Origin of the sequence: Psychrobacillus sp. NPDC058041, assembly GCF_042885655.1 — a bacterium.
GTDB lineage: Bacteria > Bacillota > Bacilli > Bacillales_A > Planococcaceae > Psychrobacillus.
In genome coordinates this window covers 431,278-451,438 of the sequence record NZ_JBHVRO010000002.1, presented here as the reverse complement: position 1 = coordinate 451,438, position 20,161 = coordinate 431,278, and the positions used below count along the sequence as shown (strand labels likewise).

Below are 20,161 nucleotides of genomic sequence, written 5' to 3'. Positions count from 1 at the left end.
GGTAGTTCAATAAGAAAAATAGCCACCTAAGCAGCTCAATGTTCTTCAAGTAAAGCACCCAAAAAAAAAGAATGATTATTATTTAAAGACTTTTAATAAATTTTGTTACATTCCCCATACAACAACTACCTTGAGGGTTATTTACCTCACAACCACATCGATCTTCTTTAACATTTTGGCGAATGTGTTCCAGTGGCTTTGAACCAATTCCCTCTTCAACATACTTTGTAATTTTTTCTCTTGACCAATCAAAACAATAGCAGACGGGAACAGTAGACAAATTATTTTTTTGGTAAACAGAAACTTTAATTTCTGATGTTGGGTACGTCTTTTTATCTGTATTAAAGTACACAACATCACAATCTTCGGTTGAACAAAAGTAATGAGTTAAATCTGGATTCAACGTATCTAAAACATTCGGTTTCAGTATTGATTTTAAAGTAATTATTTTTACTTTTTTCCCTTTTGAATCACAAGATGGACATAACTCTGTCCCTCCACTTCCAACGATTTGTTCATTTGTAGCACAGCAATCGGTCATTTTTCTGCCCCCATTTTCGATTTTTCTAATATGTAAATTATCGTACCACTATTGAACTAAACCGCTTACGTTAATTCAATAAGAATAAAGAGTTGCCAAAGCAACCCATGTTCTTTCACTAAAGCACTCTTTTAGCCATCCATGTAGCACAAAATAGTACTTCACCACAGAAAATGAAAATGGTTAGATGGGTCTATACTAGTATTCCACCGAAACTTTCTTTTCTTTAAGAAATTTATTCTCATGGAAGTTTAATAAGGAAGTTTTGTTACTCCTCTTCACTATCAAGTAAATAACCAACAAATTCTTCATATAAAGCAACTTCTTTTTGTAGGGACTCACTTGTCTCTCTAACCACTAAATCTATTAAATAATTATCCGCGAGTTCATCGCCACCATCAATCATAACTAAAATCGAGTGAATTGCACCTTGAAGAACTTCACTTTGAACTTTATGAAAAGCATTTATTTCTTCTTGTGATGTAAGTTTTGTTTGAAGAATTTTATACTCGTCTTCATAATTAGACCAGATTAAATCTGTATTAGGAATTTAGCCATCAACGGCTGTTTTTGTCCAGTAATCCTTTATATTTTTTAAGTTTTGTAAAAGTAGCTTTTGTTTTTCATTCATATGTAATTTTCTCCTGTTGAAAATTGGTATAACTGTGTTGAGATAATAGAGTCGTTTAATTTTACATTATAAAGCCAATACCCTTCCACCAACTACTCTATTAGAAGGATATTACAGTTATTTGTTTTTTAATTATATTCACGCTTATTGTTATGAAATTGAATAATAAAGTTGTTTAATTTGAGAGTAGTATTTTACACTTATCCCCCAATTATAGAGTAAATTTCCCACCATGATAACAATAGTAAGTTTCAGCTTTAAGATCTTTAACCTTACTCAAAGACTGTTCTGCTTGCTCAACATTTAAACAAAAATGTGGATTTGCAATGACCAATTCATGATTCTCATGAACAGCTGCATCGCCTGTAATTACACTTTTTAAACTTGGAAAATATAACGAAATATGCCCTGATGTATGCCCTGATGTTGCTACTATTCTACATTTGTTATCTAGAATCAGATCACCATCATGTACCTTTTCATCAATTGAAACATGCTTCAAATTCTTTAATTGCTGTATAAACCATTTACCAAATTCAATTTCTTCATTTGGCATATTTTCTAGCATTTCTTCGGCTTGAACCAACCTCTCTGACTCCATTTCACCACTAATGTATTTTGATTCAATTTCACTAGCTATAATGTTGATCCAAGGATACTTTTCTTTGAAATCATATAAGGAACCTATATGATCATCATCATAGTGAGAAATGATTATATTCTTTAAATTCTACATTTCATATCCATTTATTAATATTTTATTTTCAATTAAAGTTAAAAAATTTGTATACCCTGTATCGACCAAGGTTAGTTCATTATTCAATATAATTAAGCTAGGATAAATGCTATTTTTTTGTCCATTAAATTCAAATTCAATTGGTAGTTCTATTATCTTCATTTTTCTTCCTCCATACTGCCAATTTGTGAAACATTCGATAACCGAATATTTTATCAATTAATTATACATAACGATATAAATTCTTTCATATCGCCCCTATTTTTAAACAACTTTATTATTTGTAAACAATAACCGACTATAATTACTACTTCATTACTCAAGTAACCTTCTGCGTTAGCTTAAGAAGAATTTTTAACTTCTTTCTTCTGTTTCTTACGGTAAAAAAAACGCCATATATAAAAGATAGTCATTGCTATTACTAATACTAACAATCGAACATACTGATATTTTTGATCATCATAAAAAATAATAATGCTTCCAATAATAAACGTTGGTACCGCCAAATAAAACCACATTCTTACTTCCTTGTTTTTAAAACTTAATTCAAATCGTTCACTCATATACTCCACCCCATTTATAACTTTCTCCAACTAAACTGCTGCTTTAGTTCAATAAGAAAGATCTATTTCAATGCCTTTCAATATTTATTGAAGTATTTTAAGGAGTAAGATATTCCTTTTCCCTTCCGAAAAAATCAAATTGTTGACGATTTTTTTCTGCATAATGAACAACATTATTGTCATTATGGAAAACCAATAAATAGATATCATCTCTCCCTCAAAATACGTAATAAGATTATATATTTTGCAAAAGAAAATATAGATTAGATTAATGCCACCCCTCATTTTTACTACTATACATATTATAGATTATAGATTATAGAAAGGAGGGATTTTTTATGGAAAACTTCGGAGAATTTCACGAAGAGCGTCGCGAACGAAACCCATTCGCTTTAATCGTTGTACTGTTCATTCTTCTAATTATTGTCGGTGCTAGTTTCATGCATAGATCGTATTAACAAAAACATCTGTTGATAGCTATGATGATCAATAAATAATAATAGCTAGGCACCTCCCATCTGATTTTTGGGTTTAGGGTCACTTTCCACCGAGTGGCCCTTTTTATAGTTTCTTTCCTCATATACATATTTAGTTCACACCTCACTTACTGCACATTTTCTTTCAGATTTTCTTTCAATATAGTGATGAAATTCAAAAGGGGATAGTACAGTTGAAGATTCTATTAACAACTCCATTGAAACAACTAATTCTTTGACTATCCTGCCCTTTACTTTAATACGTTTGTAACAAATATAAGTTCCAATTTTAAATGAATTTTCCATTTAGTTCTTTGGAGAGTATATAAATAGAAGAGATTTAAAAAAATAAAAGAATCCATTTTGAAAAAAAGATTGTTCAAAATGGATTCTTTCGTTGTGATTTTGTATTTAGTCTCATAAAAAAAGCTTGATTAAATTAGTGTTCCTTCTTCAACTAAAGCAACTCCGTTACTTTAAGTACATTTATTCACAAACTACTATTTATTAAGATCAAGCACATGGTGAGTTTAATAAAGAAAGGTATTTTTCATTTTTAGTATGATTAATATTGTGTGGCTAGACGACTTTTAACTCTTTCGACCATTTCATGTTGTTCATCATGCATCGCATCATAAAAATCTTGAGGGTGCTCAACCATATCATCAAAATCCATAGAAATAAAAAGAGTTGCTCGCAGTGCTTGATGTAGATCATCAACATCTTCATTTAAAAGTGAAGGGCCGTACTCATAATTATTCAAATATCCTTGTATATCATACATTCGGTTTCTCCACTCTTGATGCACTACATTCCCACTAAAAATGAGATCCGTTATGTAAAGAAACTCATTGGAAAGCTTGCTTAAATAAACCTTGTCTCCATCGGTTAAGGGCTGACTAAAGTTCCATTCGAGGAGCTCCAGCACCGTATCCCTCAGCAAAAAATTTGCGAATTTGAAATGCCAACTGATTTGTCCCTCCAATTGCTTAACTTGTTCTTTCGCCGGATGATTAAACCACATAACTCCACATAAAGTTAGAGCAACTAAGACCCCTCCAAAATATTTCAACCCAACCATCCCATCACTCTCCAAGATTTATATAATTGTAATTCATATAATATTAAGAAAATATATCATCAACAATTATGCAAATAACTTTTTTTAAAATAACCTTCTTCAATTAACCTGCCCCGATAGCCGTCCATACTGATACTACTGCAGAGAGAGGAAGTTCGATGAACTATAGTGCGTTAGCGCCCATCCATTAGTCTGACTCCAGCGACCATAGTGTACCACTGACTATAGCTCCCCTGCTCAAGCAACCCATGTTGTTAAACTAAAGCTCTCTTTAGTTGAAGAAAAAAGTCATTTACTACTCTATTTCCAACAGAAAAGATTTTTTATCGAGGAAAGCCCTACAATATTTTTGTGTAACATAGGGCATTCTCCGCTGTATCCATTCGTGAGCTTCTTGATTATTGACCATAAAACCAAAACCCCCAAAAATAGCTAAAATAAAACCCGCACTTATTAGAATTTCGTCTTCTTCATTAAGATTTCTTAATGTTTTATATCCTTCTAAGACTTTTTTTCTATGATTAATATTAAAAGAAGTGAGTGTGATGCCAATATCGAATAGATAATAACCATAACCTGAGAAACCAAAGTCAATAGGGATAACAGTGTCGTTATTTATAATTATGTTTCCACCTTGTAGGTCAGCGTGAATAATTCCCCAATTATTATTCGTTTTTGGTGTTCTATCAAAAATAATTTTTATATGTTTCAATGTATCTAATATCACATCATATTGTTCAGTTGAAAATAAGTTAATTTCAACACCATACTGTAATCTGTCAGTCAAATTCCTATACTTTTCAATATCATAATTTGGTCGAATAAATGGTTGTGGAATAATCCAGTTATTTGAGAAATTATGTAATTTAGCTAATACAACTCCTACTTCATAAGCAATATTTTTTGAATTTATTTCCTTTCCTGAATAAACATTGCCTTCTATCCAAGTTAGTAGCGTTGCTAATTGAATAAAATTATTATCCACATCAACAATTGTAGAAACCAAGTTTCCTTTTTTATTTTTAATTGGTTGCTGTAAAGGTAAAGAAGTTTTTTCGTTTAAACTATTTAGCAATTCCATCTCTGCGTTTAGACCTTCAAAGGTATGCTGTACACCTTGTAGTCCAGAAGTAAAAGGGGAATGAATCCGCAAAACATAAGAAATGTTATCTTCATAATTATCTATTTTTAATGTAATATTGTCGTTATGTCTTATAAAACTTGATGAAAAATCAGTAATCCCATAATGTTCTAATGCAATTTCAATGAGTTTATCGTAATTAATAGTTTTGTTCATTTAAGTTTTCTCCCTATTCTCCAAAAATAAGTTATTACTTCTTCAACTAATATGCTTCGTTAAATAAGAAAAAGAGTTACCTATGGCAACCCTATGATCGTTTACTAAAGCTCCGTTAGTAAAAAGTAGCTATTTCGTATAAAGTACGCCCTTATTCAGGTAATAGAATTCGATACTTTTACTTTTTTATTTTGTTCGTATATCTCATAAATACTTATACCAATAACAATCCATAAGCCTGGATTCTCTAAAGAAATTCCGACTTGTGAAATACCACCGAGAACTGTAAATGCTACAACTAACAAAAACAAATACAATATTGAAACCATTTGCCAAAGTAGAATTATTCTTGAGTTATCTTTTTGAAACCTGCTATAAAAAATACTGAACAGTACAATGATTATCAACATTGCAATCACAAGTGTTTTAGGCAAGTAAATGAATTCAAATAAATCAGGAAAGAAATCAAACGCTAATATAATGGTCATAAAAAGTAGCATAAGTACAATAATAAATACATTGATTTTCTTCATTTTATCCCCCTTCCTTAGTCTTTTGTACGTATGAATAGCATAAATAGTTTCACATTATTCTGTGCCTTTGATTTAATAAGAAAAAAGAGCCACCTGTATAGCTCAATGCTCTTCAAGTAAAGCACCTGTTAATTTAAATACAAATCTACACAGTATCTTCTATTTTAGAAAGTCCTAATTGTTTTATCATCACTTGTAATACCGACAAAATTGAGAACTAGAATGTAAAACGGATAAACTATCAATCCACCTATTGCAAAAAGACCAGTAACAGAATTGGGGTAATCTCCACCATTAGTTATTGGAAACAAAGATGCAAATACATAAATATATAGAACAAAATAGGGTACCCAGAGGATGATTGTCCAAAAGTTTGCCTTTCGCCCAGCCAACCACTTTTTCGTTAAGAAAAGGATTAGTATAGTACCGCCTATAATTTCAAAAATAAGCGTTATGCCAGTCAAAATATTTACAGTCCCAATTTCCCAATTTGTTAGTCTGCTGATTCTATACACATTTAACATAAGTTCAAGAGGAACAAATACCATAAGAGCGTACAGAATACTAACAACATTTATCTTTAAGAAATATTTCATATAATAATCCTCCAATAATTATCTCTTCTTCAACTTTACTTCTGCTTTAGTTGAACAAGAAAAAATAGCTGCATTGCTAAAACTAAAACACCCATTAATTTTAAAAAAATCTATTTTTATCAAATACAATTCACTGTTTAGATATAGAGATTCTTCAAATAACTCTGCAGAGTCAAACTTTTTAATAGATTAATTACCTCTTCTTCAAATTCCACTATGTTATGCCTTTCATATAAAAGCTGATCGAAAATCATTTTTCTACCCCCACTCCATTTTATGGTATATTAAATACGTTAAATTTAGAAGTCTTATATTTCAAAAAATTCAATATTATTATAACGATATAAGTTAATAAATATTATTAGCGTATACAAAAAGGGCTGCTTATATATAAGCAGCCCTTTATGAGTTCTTTTTAAAAAAATTATTAAGGATTAAACTGCATTAGAAAAACTAAAAACTATTTTTAAAATTTATTCTCCATTTTTTCTCTCTGATTGATATATCTCACCTTAAATGTAATTTTGCTCTTAAACTAACCTGCTGCGTTAGTTTATTTAGAAAAAACGCTTTACTCTTTCTTGAAGTAAGGAGCACCCGTTTGCCATTCATGAAGCACTAAAACCAGCGCTTCACCACAGAGAATGAAAATGGTTAGAGGAGTCAATACAAGTAGCCCACCTAAATCAATAGACTTATTAATGTATGCAGTTTCACTCACTAATTCTTGTTCTGATAAAAGCGTCGGGCTTTAGCACGGTTCCCGCAGTCGGCCATCGAACACCAACGACGGCTCCGATTACGGCTTGTATCGAAGAAAAGCCAACCACAATGATCGCCTTCACACTGGTTAATGCGCTTTAGGTCCTTTTCAGAGATTAAAATATCTACTGTAGACTGGACAATCGGAAGAAGCATACTATCAAATGCTCCTTCTGGAATGTCAAAGCCCATTGAAAAAACGTTTCCAATCTGTACAAGATCCATCTTTTGATTATAATGACGTATCACTTTGTTAAAGTTTGTCAGGTCCTCTGGATTTATTAGTTCCTCTTTTGTGACAGAACGAAATATCCGGTAAATCACTTCCCGCAGTTGAATGGCTTGCGCAAGGGTACGTTCAGCTTCTGATGGATCGTGTACAGATTTTTTCAGGAGGAGCTGAGCCTGCTTCTCCTCTAGAATTCCAGCATGGTGACTCCAGTCCACTAATTTATCGTAACTCGTAAACCAATCCCGCCTTTTATTCTCACTCTCACGCCAGCTGATCGTATTTACGAAATCGAGACATAAGCGCTCGCCCACCATCATATATTTATTTGCTTCAGACATTGTGAAAACTCCTTTACTTTATATAACCATCATAAACTATATTGACAGTTATATTCAACTTGATTAAAATATAACCATCTAAGTTATTTTAGATGGTTATATAGGCAATCTCTAGTTTTTATCAAAAATTTGGAGGTAACGAGATGTACGATATGTTAAGGGAATCTTTAAAAGTGTTGTTGAAGGAAACATTTGATGGACCTAGTGGGAATGGAAGCTGGTACACTGAATCAAAGCCAGGAAGCGGCATTTTCGGCACGCTCGAAAAAGTATCTGCAGAAGAAGCATCCATACTGATCCAAGGTACCACTATTGCAGCACACATAGATCATACCCGATATTATCTATGGATGGCGAACACCTATATGAAAGATGAGAAACCAGAGCTTGATTGGTCGGAATCATGGAAGATCACTTCCGTGGATGAAGACACCTGGTCAAGGTTTAAAGTCGAACTTCAAAACGAGTACACTACGCTTATTGAAAACATCAATTCATTCACTACCTTAGACGAACAGACCTCAAACGGCATCTTAGGGTCATTAGCACACTCAGCCTACCATCTTGGATCTATCCGTCAAATGACCAAAACCGTTAAAGTCCCAAGCCAGAAATAATCACATCGAAAAAAAAAACAGCGAACCGTATTCAAACGAATCGCTGTTTTTATATTGGTTGTCTCGCCTTCATAATCCATCTGAAGCAACGAATACATATGTTTTTAGCGAACAAACCTCTCACAACATCTTGAATAAATACAATGTAATATCATTTTTTGTCGAGACTTAAATTGTGAATCGTCATTTCTTCCCACGAATAATTTGGTATGGTTGCTATCCATAGCGTATCACCCATGGTATCCACATCCATAACGATGGAATCCGTCGCATCAAACACTTTTTCAGGTTTTCTTTCATTTTTCGTGTTGATGGAATAAATAGCTTCACCTCTATGTGTATATCCGAATAATTTCTCTCCTTTTTTAATAAATTTAACTACCACTTCATCAACTTTAATTTTTCTCCAATTTCCCTTTTGAAGATCTCGGATCCAAATTCCACTTTGTGTGGTAATGAATAGCCTATTTTTGATCACTTTCATATCATCAGGTATATCGATACTATTCGGCATGGTTAATTCGTTCCACCCATCATTTGTCTTTTGCAAAATCTTCCTTTCTTCTGTTAATCCTACCAATACACCATTATCCGATATTTGAACCACATAAAATGGTTTAGGAACAATAGCTAGTTCCCAACTCTCCCCTTGATTGGTTGTATAATAAATATTTCCATTTGATAACACAGCTATATGATTGTTGATTGAATAATCTACGTTCTCAATCATGTGGTCCAATGAAAGAATTTTCGTTCCTTTACTTTTTGAGGTAATACCTGCCCATAATTCTTTTTCCGTAGCTACATATAATTGATCATTCCTATCAAACCACGCGTGTGTTACATAATTATTTGCTTGGAGCTCTGTCCATGTTTCTCCATTGTTCTGGTTCCATTCAATAAAAGGTTGCTTGGTGGTACTAAATTGTGTTGGCTTTTTGTCTCCCCATACCACTAAATTGTAGTTTCCAGCGACAACCCCTGTAATAGCCATCCCTTTTTTTGTTAGGTTATCGGTGCCATTACGTTTGGATATTAAACCTCCACCGTATGGTAATTTATGAATGGCACTGACCACATCTCCGTTTTGGGCATTGAATGAAATTCGAGTAAAACGGCTATCTCGATCATTTCCAAACACAGTTAGAATGGGCATACCATCGATACTATCAAGTGTAAAATGATATCCTGTTGCCCAATCTTCTCCTTGTTTTAGTCCGTATTTATCCTTTGCTAGTAGAAGAACATCAGAGCTATCCAATTTGATCTCATCGTAGGGTATTGTTGCATCCTGTGATTGCTTACCCGGTCTAAACACTGTAATTTTCTTTTCTGAGATACCAATTAGTACATATTCATCTGTACCTGGAACCACAAAGAACATAAACCAATTAAAGCGTTTCCCTGTTCCTCCTCTCGAGCCTCCCATCGTTTCATCCACACTGTTTACTCTTGTAAGTGTTGCGTTCACATTCCACTCTTTTGCTCGTTGGAATCCAATGTCTATCGCTTCTTTTAGCGTAGTTTCACCATTTGAAGCGATTGTTTCATCATCAATCAAGTTTACAAAAACTAAAAAAATAACTAACAAACAAGAAATTTTTTTAAAGAAACTCAAAATTACCACCATCCTAACTAAAGCACATTAATCATAGGATTAATGTGCTTTAGTTATAGGATGGAGTAAATACTTCGTTATATTCCATCTAAGTTAAGTACAATGTTTACAAATACAACTAAACCTCTTCTGTATATTCTGTAAATGATTCGAAATCTCCACACCCCAATATAAGTTCACAACTCTCTGGGTGAAGCATAATCCCCTTAGATTGGACTACAAATTCTTTGTTTATTGGGTCGATATGAAAATGTTTACCATTTTTATATTCGTGTGCTAAACGGATTAACTCAGTACCTAATCCGAGTAATGCATTTTTACTTAGAGTAATTTGAACTCTAAAATCCTGTGTTATTTCATTCCCATTACTATCCATAACATTTACTAAGGCAATGTTGTCTCCAGTCATTTCAAAAGCTTCTTCTTTATCTGTATCGTTAACTAAATCAATAATGTATTCAGACATAATTAACCCCCATCCGTTCTTGTATATGTTTTTTTCCAATTTTCTTGTTCACTAACTATTGCTTTGGCTGTACAAGAAAAAAGAGCTGCATTGCAACTCAATGATTTTCTGGTAAAGCACCCGTTAATTGAAGAAGAAATTTCTATTCTTTTACTTCAATCTTTTTTGCTCTAGCTTGAGCAGGCCTAGATTCATCAATTCCACCATCAATCCATACATCCACATTGTAACCTAACTTTAGGCTACTAGTATCTTTATAACTTAAATAGAAAAGTGAAATCCTTTCATTATCCAACTCTAGAAGTGTTTTATTTTTAAGCGCTTCATATTGTTCTGAAGTAATACCTTCTGCAACCAAAATTATTCCTTCCCCTACATCAAGTATATAACCTTCTATCTTTAAATCTTCGTCTTTCAGTGTAATTCTATTTTCTGTACACCCAGTTATTAATAAAATAAAACTCAGCGAGATTAAAATTGTACAAAAATACCGAAAAAAATTCATTTTATCCCTCCTAAAAATAGGTGTTTCATTAATGATAACGTTTTACTTTATTGTACTAACCTGCTGCGTTAGTGCAATAAATTTTAATCTTTATCTATAACCTCTTTAACCTCTTTTAGTGAACTATTTGAAAGTGAAAAAATAGTGTAAGTGTCTTTTGTATTCATAATTATCCCATTAACTTCTGTAACCCAAAGAAAGTACGATTCTTCACCAAGATCGAATATATACTCGGGATATGCAATATAAGAAATACCTTGTTCCTTAGTAGAATCACTGACTGCTCTACTGAATACATCTAGTTCATTTGTTTCTTTTAATTCTATAAGTTTCATTTTTGTGTATGGGTTAACTTTAAGCAAAGGCTTAATGCTTTCTACAAAAGTGGTAACTACTTCTCGTGCAATTGTCCGATTCTTATCATAAAGTTCTATAATAACTGCCTCCTCTTTTTCTATTATTTTTCTTATTTCATCTATTGTAAGATCTTTTTTTATTTCCTTAGAAATACCTGTAACAATAGTCCTCGCTCCTTCATTCTGCAAAGGCTGTGTTTTATATGTTTCAGGAACTTCGATTTTTTCTGTACCAATCAAGTCGCTAATATTAGCGTCTTGAATAATAATCTAACTTTATATTCTTGCTCTGGCTCCATTCCATAATCGTTAATCTGCACTCGAAAATGCAATACTCTATCTTCAGGGTTTTGTAGTGAACCAAATTCAACAGTGGAACTTTCAATAACAAGATCCTTTAATTTTTCACCCTCTTTTTGACAAGCAGACAAACTGACAAACTGACTAAAAGCTACTAATAAAATTATGAAAATAAATAAATCTCTCAAACCCCTCACCCTTTCCAGTGAGTTTTCTCCTTATGCTATTCAACTAACCTGAAAACTAGATTAAAATCCTGTTTTTGCAGGAAGATCTTACACATAAAAAAACAAAATTCGATTATTTAAATTGAGGTGTGTTATAGGTTTTTCTTATATATTATTACTCCCTTTAGCTGGTGCACTTCTGATTTTGGAGCCCTGAAGAAAAATGTTTCTCGTTCAATAAAAATAGTTATCTTCATAGTTGTTATTGGAACTATATTTATTGTTATTGGAACTATATTTTTTGTTCTTCGTTGATATTATTAATGCCGGGAAGTTCTGAAATAATATCAGATATAGTTAAGAGTATTTAGTTGTTGGAAAATAGGATTTTATCGGAGGGATATTATGAGAACTTTCATTTATATGGTGAGACACGGGGATTCACCTAAAAAAGGAAATGAAAGAACAAGAGGCTTAACTGAAAAAGGAAAATTAGACGCTCAAAGAATAACAGATGTTTTAAAGGATGAAGGGATTAACACTGTTATATCAAGTCCATACACTCGATCAATTTTAACTGTAGAGCCGTTAGCTAAACAAATAGGACTAGAAGTTTTAGTATTTGAAGACTTAAAGGAAAGAATTTTTTCGGCTAAAGAAGAGAGAATATCTGATAAGAATTTATCACCTTTATTGGAAAAATCATATTTGGACCCAAATTTCGCTTTAGACGGAGGAGAAACTAATACTGATTGTCAAAAAAGAGCTGTAAAAGTTTTAGAAGAAATATTAAATACTTACATAGGAAAAAAAGTAGTAATTGGCACTCACGGATTAGTAATGACTTTGATGATGGGATACTATGATTTAAACTATGATTTGACTTTTTTACATAGCACATCTAAACCTGATATTTATAGAATGGAGTTTAATGGACAGGAATTAGTTGAGGTTAATAGACTATGGTAAATATCATAGTCTAAATGTAAAATAAATTCCTCTTTATCTTTAGGTTGATAAATCTTGAAACGATCGCTGCTTTACTTCATTAAGGGGTAATGCCTTTTCCGTTGTTCCACTAAAGGAGCAGTATTTCATGTAATAACTTAAGACTACCTTTAAGTTTGTGAATAAATGTACTTAAGCTATAGGAGCGTTGTTTGAAAAACATAACATAAAATGATCAAACTTTTTTATAAAAACAAAACATAAATCAGCTGAGAAGAATCCATTTTGATCAGTCTTTTTCAAAATGGATTCATTTTAATTATAGTATTTTATTTCCCTGCTCCTTTAGTTCAATAACAATATTATCTTTTTACATCATTTTATCATTTTTCATATTGAACTAACCTGCCACGTAGTTAAATAAAAGACTAGCATAACGACAGTAATTACTCTTCAATATAAAATAATTATTTCGCTAACTTTTCCAAGACTAAATAATCTTTAGATTTAATAACAGGTACATTATTGTTTAATGAAAAAGTTTCTAGCTGTGACATTACATCTTTGTGGTTGAATTGAATAATTCGTATATTAATTCCTCTATGCAATCGAATAATTGCCCCTTTAGTTGCCCAACCAACTCGTTTAAACGTTACGTGATATATATCAGCAGAATATAACTTTTTTTGAAAAACTGTAAAAACAAAAAGTAAAGTTTTATAATTCAATTCATCTTCTTTAATTTCAAATTCATAGGTAGTAAAAAGCCCGACAAAACAAAATATACTCAACAATATTGAAATATACTTCTGTACATGATATTCGCCGATATTAATAATCAACATTAAAATAGCTATCGTTAATAATATTAACAGTATGTTCCTCTGTGATGTTGCCTTATATACCATCCAACCACCCCCCCTTTATTTCACTGACTGTTACTTGATTAACTATTCAAAAAATAACTACTTTGATCTCACTCCAAATATACCTATTTATTGAACTAATCTGCTAGGCACCCGATCCCCGAAGACCATTAATATTAAAAATGGAAGATATTGGCCTCAACTTACTAAAAAACTTTGTTAAAAACGAATATATTTATAGGTTTTCCTACTATTAATAAGGCTTTATCACCAAATATTTCGTTCATCCCCATCATTAAAATGAGTGAGTTTTTCCGGATTCATGACGATATATACATCTGAAATTCGATCATTATGAAAGTGAAAAGTAACGATTGTGAAAGTGGTACCCACAATTTTGATGATTACACCGGGTTGGCTATTAATTTCATGCACTGAACATGTAAAACCTTTAGGCACTTTCGGGAAAATAGCTTGGAAATACCTAACAATTTTATCCATTCCATAAATCGGACGGATAGCTGCCTGTACTTTCCCTCCTCCATCAGTATATAATGTAGCTTCCGATGTCAAAACTTCAAACAGTTGATTCATGTTTCCAGTCATCAGAGCTTTCGCAAATTTCTCAGATAAAAATTCTTTTTCCACCTTTGAACTATCATTCTTTGGGAGATCACCGATGCTTTTTTTAGCCCGACTGTAAATCTGCCTACAATTGGTACTGCTTTTGTCTACGATTTCCGCAATTTCGTTATAACGGTATTGATAGACTTCACGCAATAGAAACACAACCCGTTCCGTCGCCGAAAGTTGATGCAATAAAAGCATATAAGCCGTTGAGAGAGACTCTTTCAGCATATAGCTATCCAAAGGGTTATCTGAGAGAACACAAGTTCCATTTTCTGTCATTACAGGTTCCGGCAACCATGGCCCAACGTAAATTTCACGCTGCTTATGGGCTGATCTTAGTAAATCAATGGAACGATGCGTCACAATTTTGCACATATATGACCTCACATGACTGACCTTTTCCTCAGGTATCTTCTGTAATGAAAGAAATGCCTCGTGAACCATATCTTCCGCATCTGTTAGACTACCCAAAATATGATAAGACAAAGAAAATAGCAGTGGCTTTAGCTCATAATATAGATTTTCTGTGTCCATTATGGTCCTCCGCTTCTTTCAATTCTTGAATAATAGCGAGCGCTGCCCGCCTAGCACTGCCTAACGCTGCATCAGCCAATAATTCATCCCGCCCCGTCCAATCGCCTGCAACATATAAACCGCGAATTTCCTGAACAGAAGGCCCTGGAGACGAATCAACTCTATCAATCGAGTTGAAATCATGGCTGGCTGTCATGTGTGGAAGAAACTGTCTGGAAATTTCTTCTTTTCTCCACCCAGGTTGAACTACGTCCATCGCCTCTTCCAATTCACGCATATCCTCCCTTGGATTCCCACTACTAGTTCCCAGATGCTTGACAAGATGGATGACAACAGTGTCGTCCTCGCTCATTTTCACGACAGAGGTCGGATTATTATAAAAAATTGGCTGATCCATCCAAAAACCTGCGATAAAATCGGCATCTGGGTTCGGAATCCGCCGTAAAATAAGGTCCAAACAGGAAACATTGACTGGACGTGCTTGATTTTTCCACAGCGAAAGCTGGGTATATTCTGAGTCTTTGACAAGGTTGAACGTTTCTTCAAGACCCGCTGTGATCAAGACATAAGACACTTCCAATGAGTCACCATTTGAAAAGCATATCTTCCGAACTTTTCCGTCATGTTCTATTTCAGCTGCATTTAGATGATTCACAATTGTGACACCTACGCGAGTAGCCTGGTCCTTTAGATCATCAACGAGAGTGCCCCACCCTCTGTCAATATAAAAAGCCATTCCACCAAAAGTACGTTGAAGCTGTCGCACAGCTGGCCTTGCAAGATGAAGATCGGGATAAGGCACAAATGAATTGGAACTGCAAATTGCATATAAAAGATTACGTACCATTGGATCGTGAATTTCCTTCTCTGCCCATGCTTTTAAACTTATTTTGCCGATTTTTTCAATATTAATTTTGTTTAACTTTATCATAAGCTTGGTAAGATTGATTTTTCCTTTTAAAGAAAATAGGTTGTCAGACAAGAGCTGAAGCGGTCCAATTGGAATTGGATATGCTCTGTTCTTCCATACCGCTACCGCTGATGCTGAAGGATTGGCTCCTTTCAGAGGAACTTCTAATTCCTTCAGAACCGTCTCTCCTTCTCCACCCTGATAAAAAGCGTGAACGCCTAAATTCAGCATTGCCTTTTTCTTTTTAATTGTCATGGCGCGACCTCCTAATTGCTTGGATTTCTCCAAAAGAATCACAGAATAACCCGCCTTTGCTAAATAAATCGAGGCAGCCAAACCAGAAATTCCACCACCAATAACTGCAACATCGTACTGTTTCATAAAAAATCACTCCTTCTGCGTTTACAAATAAGGCGAATAAGAGGAGTGTTTTGTGACAAAAACTTTGAAAAAATGTATGACAAAAATAAAAATAAGCGCTTCCCCAATATGCGGAAATTTTTGAACAGGTACAAAATACTTAGACTAAGACAACACTTAGAGGATTAGGGGGTACTGGCCAACTGCTAGATTAGTAGGAGATTTAAATGAATCCAGTTGTTGGTCTGGATATTTCAATAGGAGAAAGTCAGGTTCAAGCATTTTTAGATAAAGGGAAACCATATCGTAAAATGATCCTTTTTTATAAAAACTAAACATAAATATGTTTAGAAGAATCCATTTTGATCAATCTTTTTACAAAATGGATTCATTTTAGTTATAGTATTTTATGTATTAATAAGGTGTCCTTGATCTAACTTTATTCTAAAACTAGCCTATGTAGCTCAACGATCTTTCAATAAAGCACACGTTAGTTGAATAAGAAAAGTGAAGCTTATTCAACAATCGCCGTCGTTTAAGGCAAAACAAAACATTAAAAAAAGACATACTGTTGATTGCTTCAAATAGTAATTGAGAATAAATCAAACCATTGTTCATCTTATGAAAGAGAATAGTAATTAGGATTAGAGATACTTTCTTCAACTAACGATGCACATCGTTTTATTTTGTTTTTCAATGTTTAAACTCCAAACTGTTTAAAATGATGGTCAAGGTGCTTGTATATTCCTTTACCCCATTGCTCAGAAGTAAGCTTTCCAAAAAAAGGATGCGGATGAGTTGTGCACTTCTCTGGTCCGTTATTTTGGAATGTGATAATTTTTTGTTTAAGCTTCTCTTTTTCTGTGTCAAATTCTCTATCATCTGCAATCAAAATGGTTGGAATAGTAGACAGATTATGTGGCAATGTCTTTTCATTGTAAACGATTTGTTTTGCAAACCTTCCTACTATTATTCCTAACAAACTCCTTGGTGGAAAAGAATTTCCCATTGCAATGTCTTGGAAAGATGAACAATGAGCTAGCATTTGAGCAACATCCATTTTTCCCCATTGTGGTTGTGAATTTGGACTCAATTTCTCAATACGCTCTAAAACTTCTGCTGTATGTATATGATCAAAAATATTCTTCATTAGTTCATATCCCCTTTAATTATAAATAGTCAACCTTCATAACTTATTTGATCCAATTGTTGAACACAAGTTAAACAATTCTCTTCAACTAACCTGCTGCGTTAGCTGAAGTATATTCTTTCACAATCTTTATAATGATAATAACATAAATATCCAATTAAAAATCATTTAACCTCTAAGAAATCTATAGAGTTATAACAATTTTGTATGAGGTTTTAGTACTAATTTTTTTATACCTACTGCTACCAATAGCATTATCAACAGAAATGACCTTTCTTAAATAGTTTTCTGCTAACCCCCTTTGCATTTGTTGATCCTGTTAATCCATTAACCTCTATTTGATTAGAAATGGTTTATCTCGAAAAAAATTTTTTTTATGGTAAGATGTTTAGGTCGTATATCTACTAGCTGACACATTTACATTCATCTAAGAAAAGAGGTATTTATGCACACCACAAAATTATCCAAGCGACATTGGTTGCTCATCTTAACACTTTCTTTATTAACATTTGTTCTCGGGACTAGCGAATTTGTTATTGTCGGAATCTTAACCGATATTTCCTCGAGCCTTCAAATGACAAATGCAAAAGCAGGCACACTCGTTTCTGCGTTTGCAATTACGTTTGCCATCGCCACACCACTAGTGATGTCAGCAACAAGTCATTTTCCAAAGCGTAAATGGATGTTGTTTTTGATAGGTTCTTTCATCGTCCTAAATGCCTTGTGTATAATCTCGACAAGCTACATCATGCTCCTTGCACTTCGGATTATGACAGCGATTGTAACAGGAGTATTAATATCTCTAGCCATGATTGTTGCAAGTGAAACGATGCCGATTAAAAAACGCGGACTTGCTATATCATTCGTTTTCGGTGGTTTCACACTTGCAAATGTCGTTGGAGTGCCTATTGGTGTTGTCATCGCCGATACATACGGTTGGAATGCCACTTTCATGTTAACTACTTTCCTAGGAGGATTGGCGTTTTTGGCATCCTTTTTCGTCTTGCCTAATAGACTCAGCCAAATACGCAGTTCGATACGGGATCAGTTTTCATTAATGACCAATCCAAGAATTTTGATGGCTTTTTTCATTCCTGCACTAGGATTTGGCGCAACTTATACCGTCTTTACGTACCTTGTTCCTATCTTGAAGGGAATGGAAGTACCAAATCATTCAATTAGTTTAATCTTATTTGGTTACGGATTTATCTCGATTTTCAGCAACATCTTAGCAGGTAAAATTGCCAGCCACAATGCAATTGGTCGCCTTCGGTTTGTTTTTCTCGTGCAGGCAATTGTTCTGACAAGTTTATTTTGGACAACAAATCATATTATTTTTGGATTAGCAAATATTGGCTTGATGTCGTTAATGGCAATCCTCTTAACAACATCTACTCAGCTTTATTTAATAGACCTCGCCGGAATTTATCAGCCAAAAGCAACAGGTCTCGCTGCTTCACTTATGCCAGTAGCAAGCAACGTAGGTATCGCTTTTGGTTCTGCATTAGGCGGAATTGTATACCATCAGGGAAATTTAATGAATGTAACATGGGTAGGTGGGATTGTTGCAGTCTGTGCAAGTCTGCTAACTTTCTTTAGTCATCGTTTAGATCAAAAACAAAAGAAATCAGCATAAAAGAAGCAACAAACACTTGTCATGCTTCCTATTGTATCTCCAGAAGAACTAAAATCTTTCTAGGCGATAATTAATGATATTTCAGGTATCCCTTTATAAATAATATTAAAAAAGAAGTATCAAGGACGTTTAGTTGTTCTTTGATACTTCTTTAACAAATACTGCTTACTATGATTGGGTGCCGCTTTTATATTAACAGTAACTATTCTATATAATTGTAACTAAAATGCTTTATTACTTTTCAAAGTTATTTTTTATCAAAGAATTTTTGTTCGCTATGATAACTATCGAATTTTCAAAACTATTTTTCCTTTAGCCCTTCCTTCTTCCGAATACTCCATGGCCTTTTGAGCATCTTCAAAAGGAAAAACGCGATCAATTACAGGTTTGATTTTCCCAGATTCAATAAAGTCTGCAATAATACGTAATTGATCTCCACTTGGCTTCATAAATAAAAACGTATATTGAACATTATGCTTTTTTTCAAGTTTCGTTAATTTATAGCTTGCAGCTGAAAACAATACCTTTTTAATAAAGCCTGATCCATATTCTTTAGCAAAACGAGCATTCGGCAATCCTGAAACAGAGATGATTTTCCCACCATTTTTTACAATCTGGAATGATGTTTCGAGTGACTTACCACCAAGTGTATCAAATACTCCATCATAATTTTGTAGTCTATCCTGAAATTGTTCTGTTTTGTAATCAATAACTTCATCTGCACCGAGGGATTTCACTAAATCTGCACCAGCTTCACTCGCAGTTGTTGCAACATAGGCACCCATTATTTTTGCGAGTTGAATCGCAAATGTTCCGACACCACCAGCCCCGGCATGAATTAAAACCTTTCCTCCTTTTTGTAAGTGCAGTATGTCATGTAATGCCTGATAAGACGTTAACCCAACTAATGGTATAGAAGCAGCTTCCTCATAGCTTAGATTTTTAGGTTTTAACGCTATGTCATCTTCATGAACTGCGATATATTCAGCAAGAGTGCCGATTTTACTTTTACGTGGCCTTCCATAAATTGCATCGCCCACTTTAAATTGAGTTACTTTTGCACCAACCTTTGTCACAACCCCTGAAAAGTCATTTCCAAGAATCAGTGGCATTTTATGTTTGATTAATAACTTCACTTTTCCGTCTCGCGTTTTAAAATCAACTGGATTAATACTAGCTGCATGAATTTCTGCAAGTACCTCGTATTCTCCCATTTCAGGCATAGGCATTTCTGCTAATCGCAGAGGTACTTTCCCATATTGATCAATAATCATTGCTTTCAAATTACATTCCCCCAAATAAAAAAAAGTTT

General features: G+C 33.6%; 22 protein-coding genes and 1 pseudogene. 4 read left to right on the top strand and 19 right to left on the bottom strand.

Annotated features, from left to right (window positions below; translation table 11 throughout):
* Positions 1 to 82 precede the first annotated feature (82 nt).
* The 4 genes and pseudogenes from ACFVR1_RS04770 to ACFVR1_RS04755 form a co-directional block, all read right to left on the bottom strand.
* The gene (locus tag ACFVR1_RS04770) at positions 83 to 541 is read right to left on the bottom strand and encodes a putative iron-sulfur cluster-binding metallochaperone (protein WP_387581025.1); all 459 of its coding nucleotides are present in this window, start codon (positions 539 to 541) and stop codon (positions 83 to 85) included.
* 268 nt (positions 542 to 809) lie between these two features.
* Positions 810 to 947, bottom strand: a complete 138-nt coding sequence (locus ACFVR1_RS04765) for a hypothetical protein (protein WP_387581022.1) — start codon at positions 945 to 947, stop codon at positions 810 to 812.
* A gap of 436 nt (positions 948 to 1,383) precedes the next feature.
* A pseudogene (locus tag ACFVR1_RS04760) lies at positions 1,384 to 2,070 on the bottom strand (MBL fold metallo-hydrolase).
* A gap of 179 nt (positions 2,071 to 2,249) precedes the next feature.
* A complete protein-coding gene (locus ACFVR1_RS04755) occupies positions 2,250 to 2,471 on the bottom strand; it encodes a hypothetical protein (RefSeq protein ID WP_387581020.1) in 222 nt (73 codons plus the stop codon).
* A 338-nt stretch (positions 2,472 to 2,809) separates the two neighbouring features.
* On the opposite strand from ACFVR1_RS04755, the gene ACFVR1_RS04750 reads away from it, so the two are divergent.
* Positions 2,810 to 2,929 (top strand): YjcZ family sporulation protein, encoded by a 120-nt coding sequence (locus tag ACFVR1_RS04750; protein WP_387581017.1) that lies wholly within the window; start codon positions 2,810 to 2,812, stop codon positions 2,927 to 2,929.
* A gap of 583 nt (positions 2,930 to 3,512) precedes the next feature.
* Here the strand turns inward: ACFVR1_RS04750 and ACFVR1_RS04745 are convergent.
* The 5 genes from ACFVR1_RS04745 to ACFVR1_RS04725 all read right to left on the bottom strand — a co-directional run bounded on the left by ACFVR1_RS04745 (position 3,513) and on the right by ACFVR1_RS04725 (position 7,786).
* Positions 3,513 to 4,028 carry a hypothetical protein gene (locus ACFVR1_RS04745; protein WP_387581015.1) on the bottom strand — a complete coding sequence of 172 codons (516 nt, stop codon included), beginning with the start codon at positions 4,026 to 4,028 and terminating at the stop codon, positions 3,513 to 3,515.
* A 295-nt stretch (positions 4,029 to 4,323) separates the two neighbouring features.
* Positions 4,324 to 5,325: a phosphotransferase gene (locus ACFVR1_RS04740; protein WP_387581012.1), complete on the bottom strand. Its 1,002-nt coding sequence runs from the start codon at positions 5,323 to 5,325 to the stop codon at positions 4,324 to 4,326.
* 155 nt (positions 5,326 to 5,480) lie between these two features.
* Positions 5,481 to 5,858 (bottom strand): hypothetical protein, encoded by a 378-nt coding sequence (locus tag ACFVR1_RS04735; protein WP_387581009.1) that lies wholly within the window; start codon positions 5,856 to 5,858, stop codon positions 5,481 to 5,483.
* A gap of 164 nt (positions 5,859 to 6,022) precedes the next feature.
* Entirely contained in the window at positions 6,023 to 6,454 is a 432-nt protein-coding gene (locus ACFVR1_RS04730; RefSeq protein ID WP_387581007.1) for a hypothetical protein, read from the bottom strand.
* Between the two features lie 720 nt (positions 6,455 to 7,174).
* Positions 7,175 to 7,786, bottom strand: a complete 612-nt coding sequence (locus ACFVR1_RS04725) for a CGNR zinc finger domain-containing protein (RefSeq protein WP_387581004.1) — start codon at positions 7,784 to 7,786, stop codon at positions 7,175 to 7,177.
* A gap of 143 nt (positions 7,787 to 7,929) precedes the next feature.
* Between ACFVR1_RS04725 and ACFVR1_RS04720 the strand changes: the two genes are divergently transcribed.
* Positions 7,930 to 8,403: a hypothetical protein gene (locus ACFVR1_RS04720; protein ID WP_387581001.1), complete on the top strand. Its 474-nt coding sequence runs from the start codon at positions 7,930 to 7,932 to the stop codon at positions 8,401 to 8,403.
* 151 nt (positions 8,404 to 8,554) lie between these two features.
* Here ACFVR1_RS04720 and ACFVR1_RS04715 read toward each other — a convergent pair whose 3' ends face one another.
* The 5 genes from ACFVR1_RS04715 to ACFVR1_RS04695 all read right to left on the bottom strand — a co-directional run bounded on the left by ACFVR1_RS04715 (position 8,555) and on the right by ACFVR1_RS04695 (position 11,836).
* Positions 8,555 to 10,021 carry a WD40/YVTN/BNR-like repeat-containing protein gene (locus ACFVR1_RS04715; protein WP_387580998.1) on the bottom strand — a complete coding sequence of 489 codons (1,467 nt, stop codon included), beginning with the start codon at positions 10,019 to 10,021 and terminating at the stop codon, positions 8,555 to 8,557.
* 118 nt (positions 10,022 to 10,139) lie between these two features.
* Positions 10,140 to 10,487 carry an Imm32 family immunity protein gene (locus ACFVR1_RS04710; RefSeq protein WP_387580995.1) on the bottom strand — a complete coding sequence of 116 codons (348 nt, stop codon included), beginning with the start codon at positions 10,485 to 10,487 and terminating at the stop codon, positions 10,140 to 10,142.
* Between the two features lie 142 nt (positions 10,488 to 10,629).
* Positions 10,630 to 10,992: a DUF3221 domain-containing protein gene (locus ACFVR1_RS04705; RefSeq protein ID WP_387580993.1), complete on the bottom strand. Its 363-nt coding sequence runs from the start codon at positions 10,990 to 10,992 to the stop codon at positions 10,630 to 10,632.
* Between the two features lie 83 nt (positions 10,993 to 11,075).
* Positions 11,076 to 11,588 carry a YhfM domain-containing protein gene (locus ACFVR1_RS04700; RefSeq protein ID WP_387580991.1) on the bottom strand — a complete coding sequence of 171 codons (513 nt, stop codon included), beginning with the start codon at positions 11,586 to 11,588 and terminating at the stop codon, positions 11,076 to 11,078.
* A complete protein-coding gene (locus ACFVR1_RS04695) occupies positions 11,585 to 11,836 on the bottom strand; it encodes a hypothetical protein (RefSeq protein WP_387580988.1) in 252 nt (83 codons plus the stop codon). Before ACFVR1_RS04695 ends, ACFVR1_RS04700 begins: the two co-directional genes overlap by 4 nt.
* A gap of 384 nt (positions 11,837 to 12,220) precedes the next feature.
* On the opposite strand from ACFVR1_RS04695, the gene ACFVR1_RS04690 reads away from it, so the two are divergent.
* Positions 12,221 to 12,784: a histidine phosphatase family protein gene (locus ACFVR1_RS04690; RefSeq protein WP_387580985.1), complete on the top strand. Its 564-nt coding sequence runs from the start codon at positions 12,221 to 12,223 to the stop codon at positions 12,782 to 12,784.
* 446 nt (positions 12,785 to 13,230) lie between these two features.
* Here ACFVR1_RS04690 and ACFVR1_RS04685 read toward each other — a convergent pair whose 3' ends face one another.
* The 4 genes from ACFVR1_RS04685 to ACFVR1_RS04670 form a co-directional block, all read right to left on the bottom strand.
* The gene (locus ACFVR1_RS04685) at positions 13,231 to 13,671 is read right to left on the bottom strand and encodes a hypothetical protein (RefSeq protein WP_387580982.1); all 441 of its coding nucleotides are present in this window, start codon (positions 13,669 to 13,671) and stop codon (positions 13,231 to 13,233) included.
* Between the two features lie 225 nt (positions 13,672 to 13,896).
* Positions 13,897 to 14,793, bottom strand: a complete 897-nt coding sequence (locus tag ACFVR1_RS04680; protein WP_387580980.1) for an RNA polymerase sigma-70 factor — start codon at positions 14,791 to 14,793, stop codon at positions 13,897 to 13,899.
* The gene (locus ACFVR1_RS04675; protein WP_387580977.1) at positions 14,768 to 16,084 is read right to left on the bottom strand and encodes a phytoene desaturase family protein; all 1,317 of its coding nucleotides are present in this window, start codon (positions 16,082 to 16,084) and stop codon (positions 14,768 to 14,770) included. Before ACFVR1_RS04675 ends, ACFVR1_RS04680 begins: the two co-directional genes overlap by 26 nt.
* Positions 16,085 to 16,763: 679 nt before the next feature.
* Positions 16,764 to 17,213: a DUF1569 domain-containing protein gene (locus tag ACFVR1_RS04670; RefSeq protein WP_387580974.1), complete on the bottom strand. Its 450-nt coding sequence runs from the start codon at positions 17,211 to 17,213 to the stop codon at positions 16,764 to 16,766.
* A gap of 445 nt (positions 17,214 to 17,658) precedes the next feature.
* On the opposite strand from ACFVR1_RS04670, the gene ACFVR1_RS04665 reads away from it, so the two are divergent.
* Positions 17,659 to 18,849: an MFS transporter gene (locus ACFVR1_RS04665; protein WP_387580971.1), complete on the top strand. Its 1,191-nt coding sequence runs from the start codon at positions 17,659 to 17,661 to the stop codon at positions 18,847 to 18,849.
* A gap of 284 nt (positions 18,850 to 19,133) precedes the next feature.
* Here ACFVR1_RS04665 and ACFVR1_RS04660 read toward each other — a convergent pair whose 3' ends face one another.
* On the bottom strand, positions 19,134 to 20,132 hold the full coding sequence (locus ACFVR1_RS04660; RefSeq protein WP_387580968.1) for an NADP-dependent oxidoreductase: 999 nt from the start codon (positions 20,130 to 20,132) through the stop codon (positions 19,134 to 19,136).
* Between the last annotated feature and the right edge of the window lie 29 nt (positions 20,133 to 20,161).

Coding starts and splice junctions, on each gene's coding strand:
- ACFVR1_RS04710 (WP_387580995.1), bottom strand. CDS start 10,487: ATGTCTGAATACATTATTGATTTAGTTAACGATACAGATAAAGAAGAA.
- ACFVR1_RS04690 (WP_387580985.1), top strand. CDS start 12,221: ATGAGAACTTTCATTTATATGGTGAGACACGGGGATTCACCTAAAAAA.
- ACFVR1_RS04740 (WP_387581012.1), bottom strand. CDS start 5,325: ATGAACAAAACTATTAATTACGATAAACTCATTGAAATTGCATTAGAA.
- ACFVR1_RS04770 (WP_387581025.1), bottom strand. CDS start 541: ATGACCGATTGCTGTGCTACAAATGAACAAATCGTTGGAAGTGGAGGG.
- ACFVR1_RS04665 (WP_387580971.1), top strand. CDS start 17,659: ATGCACACCACAAAATTATCCAAGCGACATTGGTTGCTCATCTTAACA.
- ACFVR1_RS04735 (WP_387581009.1), bottom strand. CDS start 5,858: ATGAAGAAAATCAATGTATTTATTATTGTACTTATGCTACTTTTTATG.
- ACFVR1_RS04670 (WP_387580974.1), bottom strand. CDS start 17,213: ATGAAGAATATTTTTGATCATATACATACAGCAGAAGTTTTAGAGCGT.
- ACFVR1_RS04680 (WP_387580980.1), bottom strand. CDS start 14,793: ATGGACACAGAAAATCTATATTATGAGCTAAAGCCACTGCTATTTTCT.
- ACFVR1_RS04745 (WP_387581015.1), bottom strand. CDS start 4,028: ATGGTTGGGTTGAAATATTTTGGAGGGGTCTTAGTTGCTCTAACTTTA.
- ACFVR1_RS04765 (WP_387581022.1), bottom strand. CDS start 947: ATGATTGATGGTGGCGATGAACTCGCGGATAATTATTTAATAGATTTA.
- ACFVR1_RS04730 (WP_387581007.1), bottom strand. CDS start 6,454: ATGAAATATTTCTTAAAGATAAATGTTGTTAGTATTCTGTACGCTCTT.
- ACFVR1_RS04675 (WP_387580977.1), bottom strand. CDS start 16,084: ATGAAACAGTACGATGTTGCAGTTATTGGTGGTGGAATTTCTGGTTTG.
- ACFVR1_RS04720 (WP_387581001.1), top strand. CDS start 7,930: ATGTACGATATGTTAAGGGAATCTTTAAAAGTGTTGTTGAAGGAAACA.
- ACFVR1_RS04685 (WP_387580982.1), bottom strand. CDS start 13,671: ATGGTATATAAGGCAACATCACAGAGGAACATACTGTTAATATTATTA.
- ACFVR1_RS04755 (WP_387581020.1), bottom strand. CDS start 2,471: ATGAGTGAACGATTTGAATTAAGTTTTAAAAACAAGGAAGTAAGAATG.
- ACFVR1_RS04750 (WP_387581017.1), top strand. CDS start 2,810: ATGGAAAACTTCGGAGAATTTCACGAAGAGCGTCGCGAACGAAACCCA.
- ACFVR1_RS04705 (WP_387580993.1), bottom strand. CDS start 10,992: ATGAATTTTTTTCGGTATTTTTGTACAATTTTAATCTCGCTGAGTTTT.
- ACFVR1_RS04725 (WP_387581004.1), bottom strand. CDS start 7,786: ATGTCTGAAGCAAATAAATATATGATGGTGGGCGAGCGCTTATGTCTC.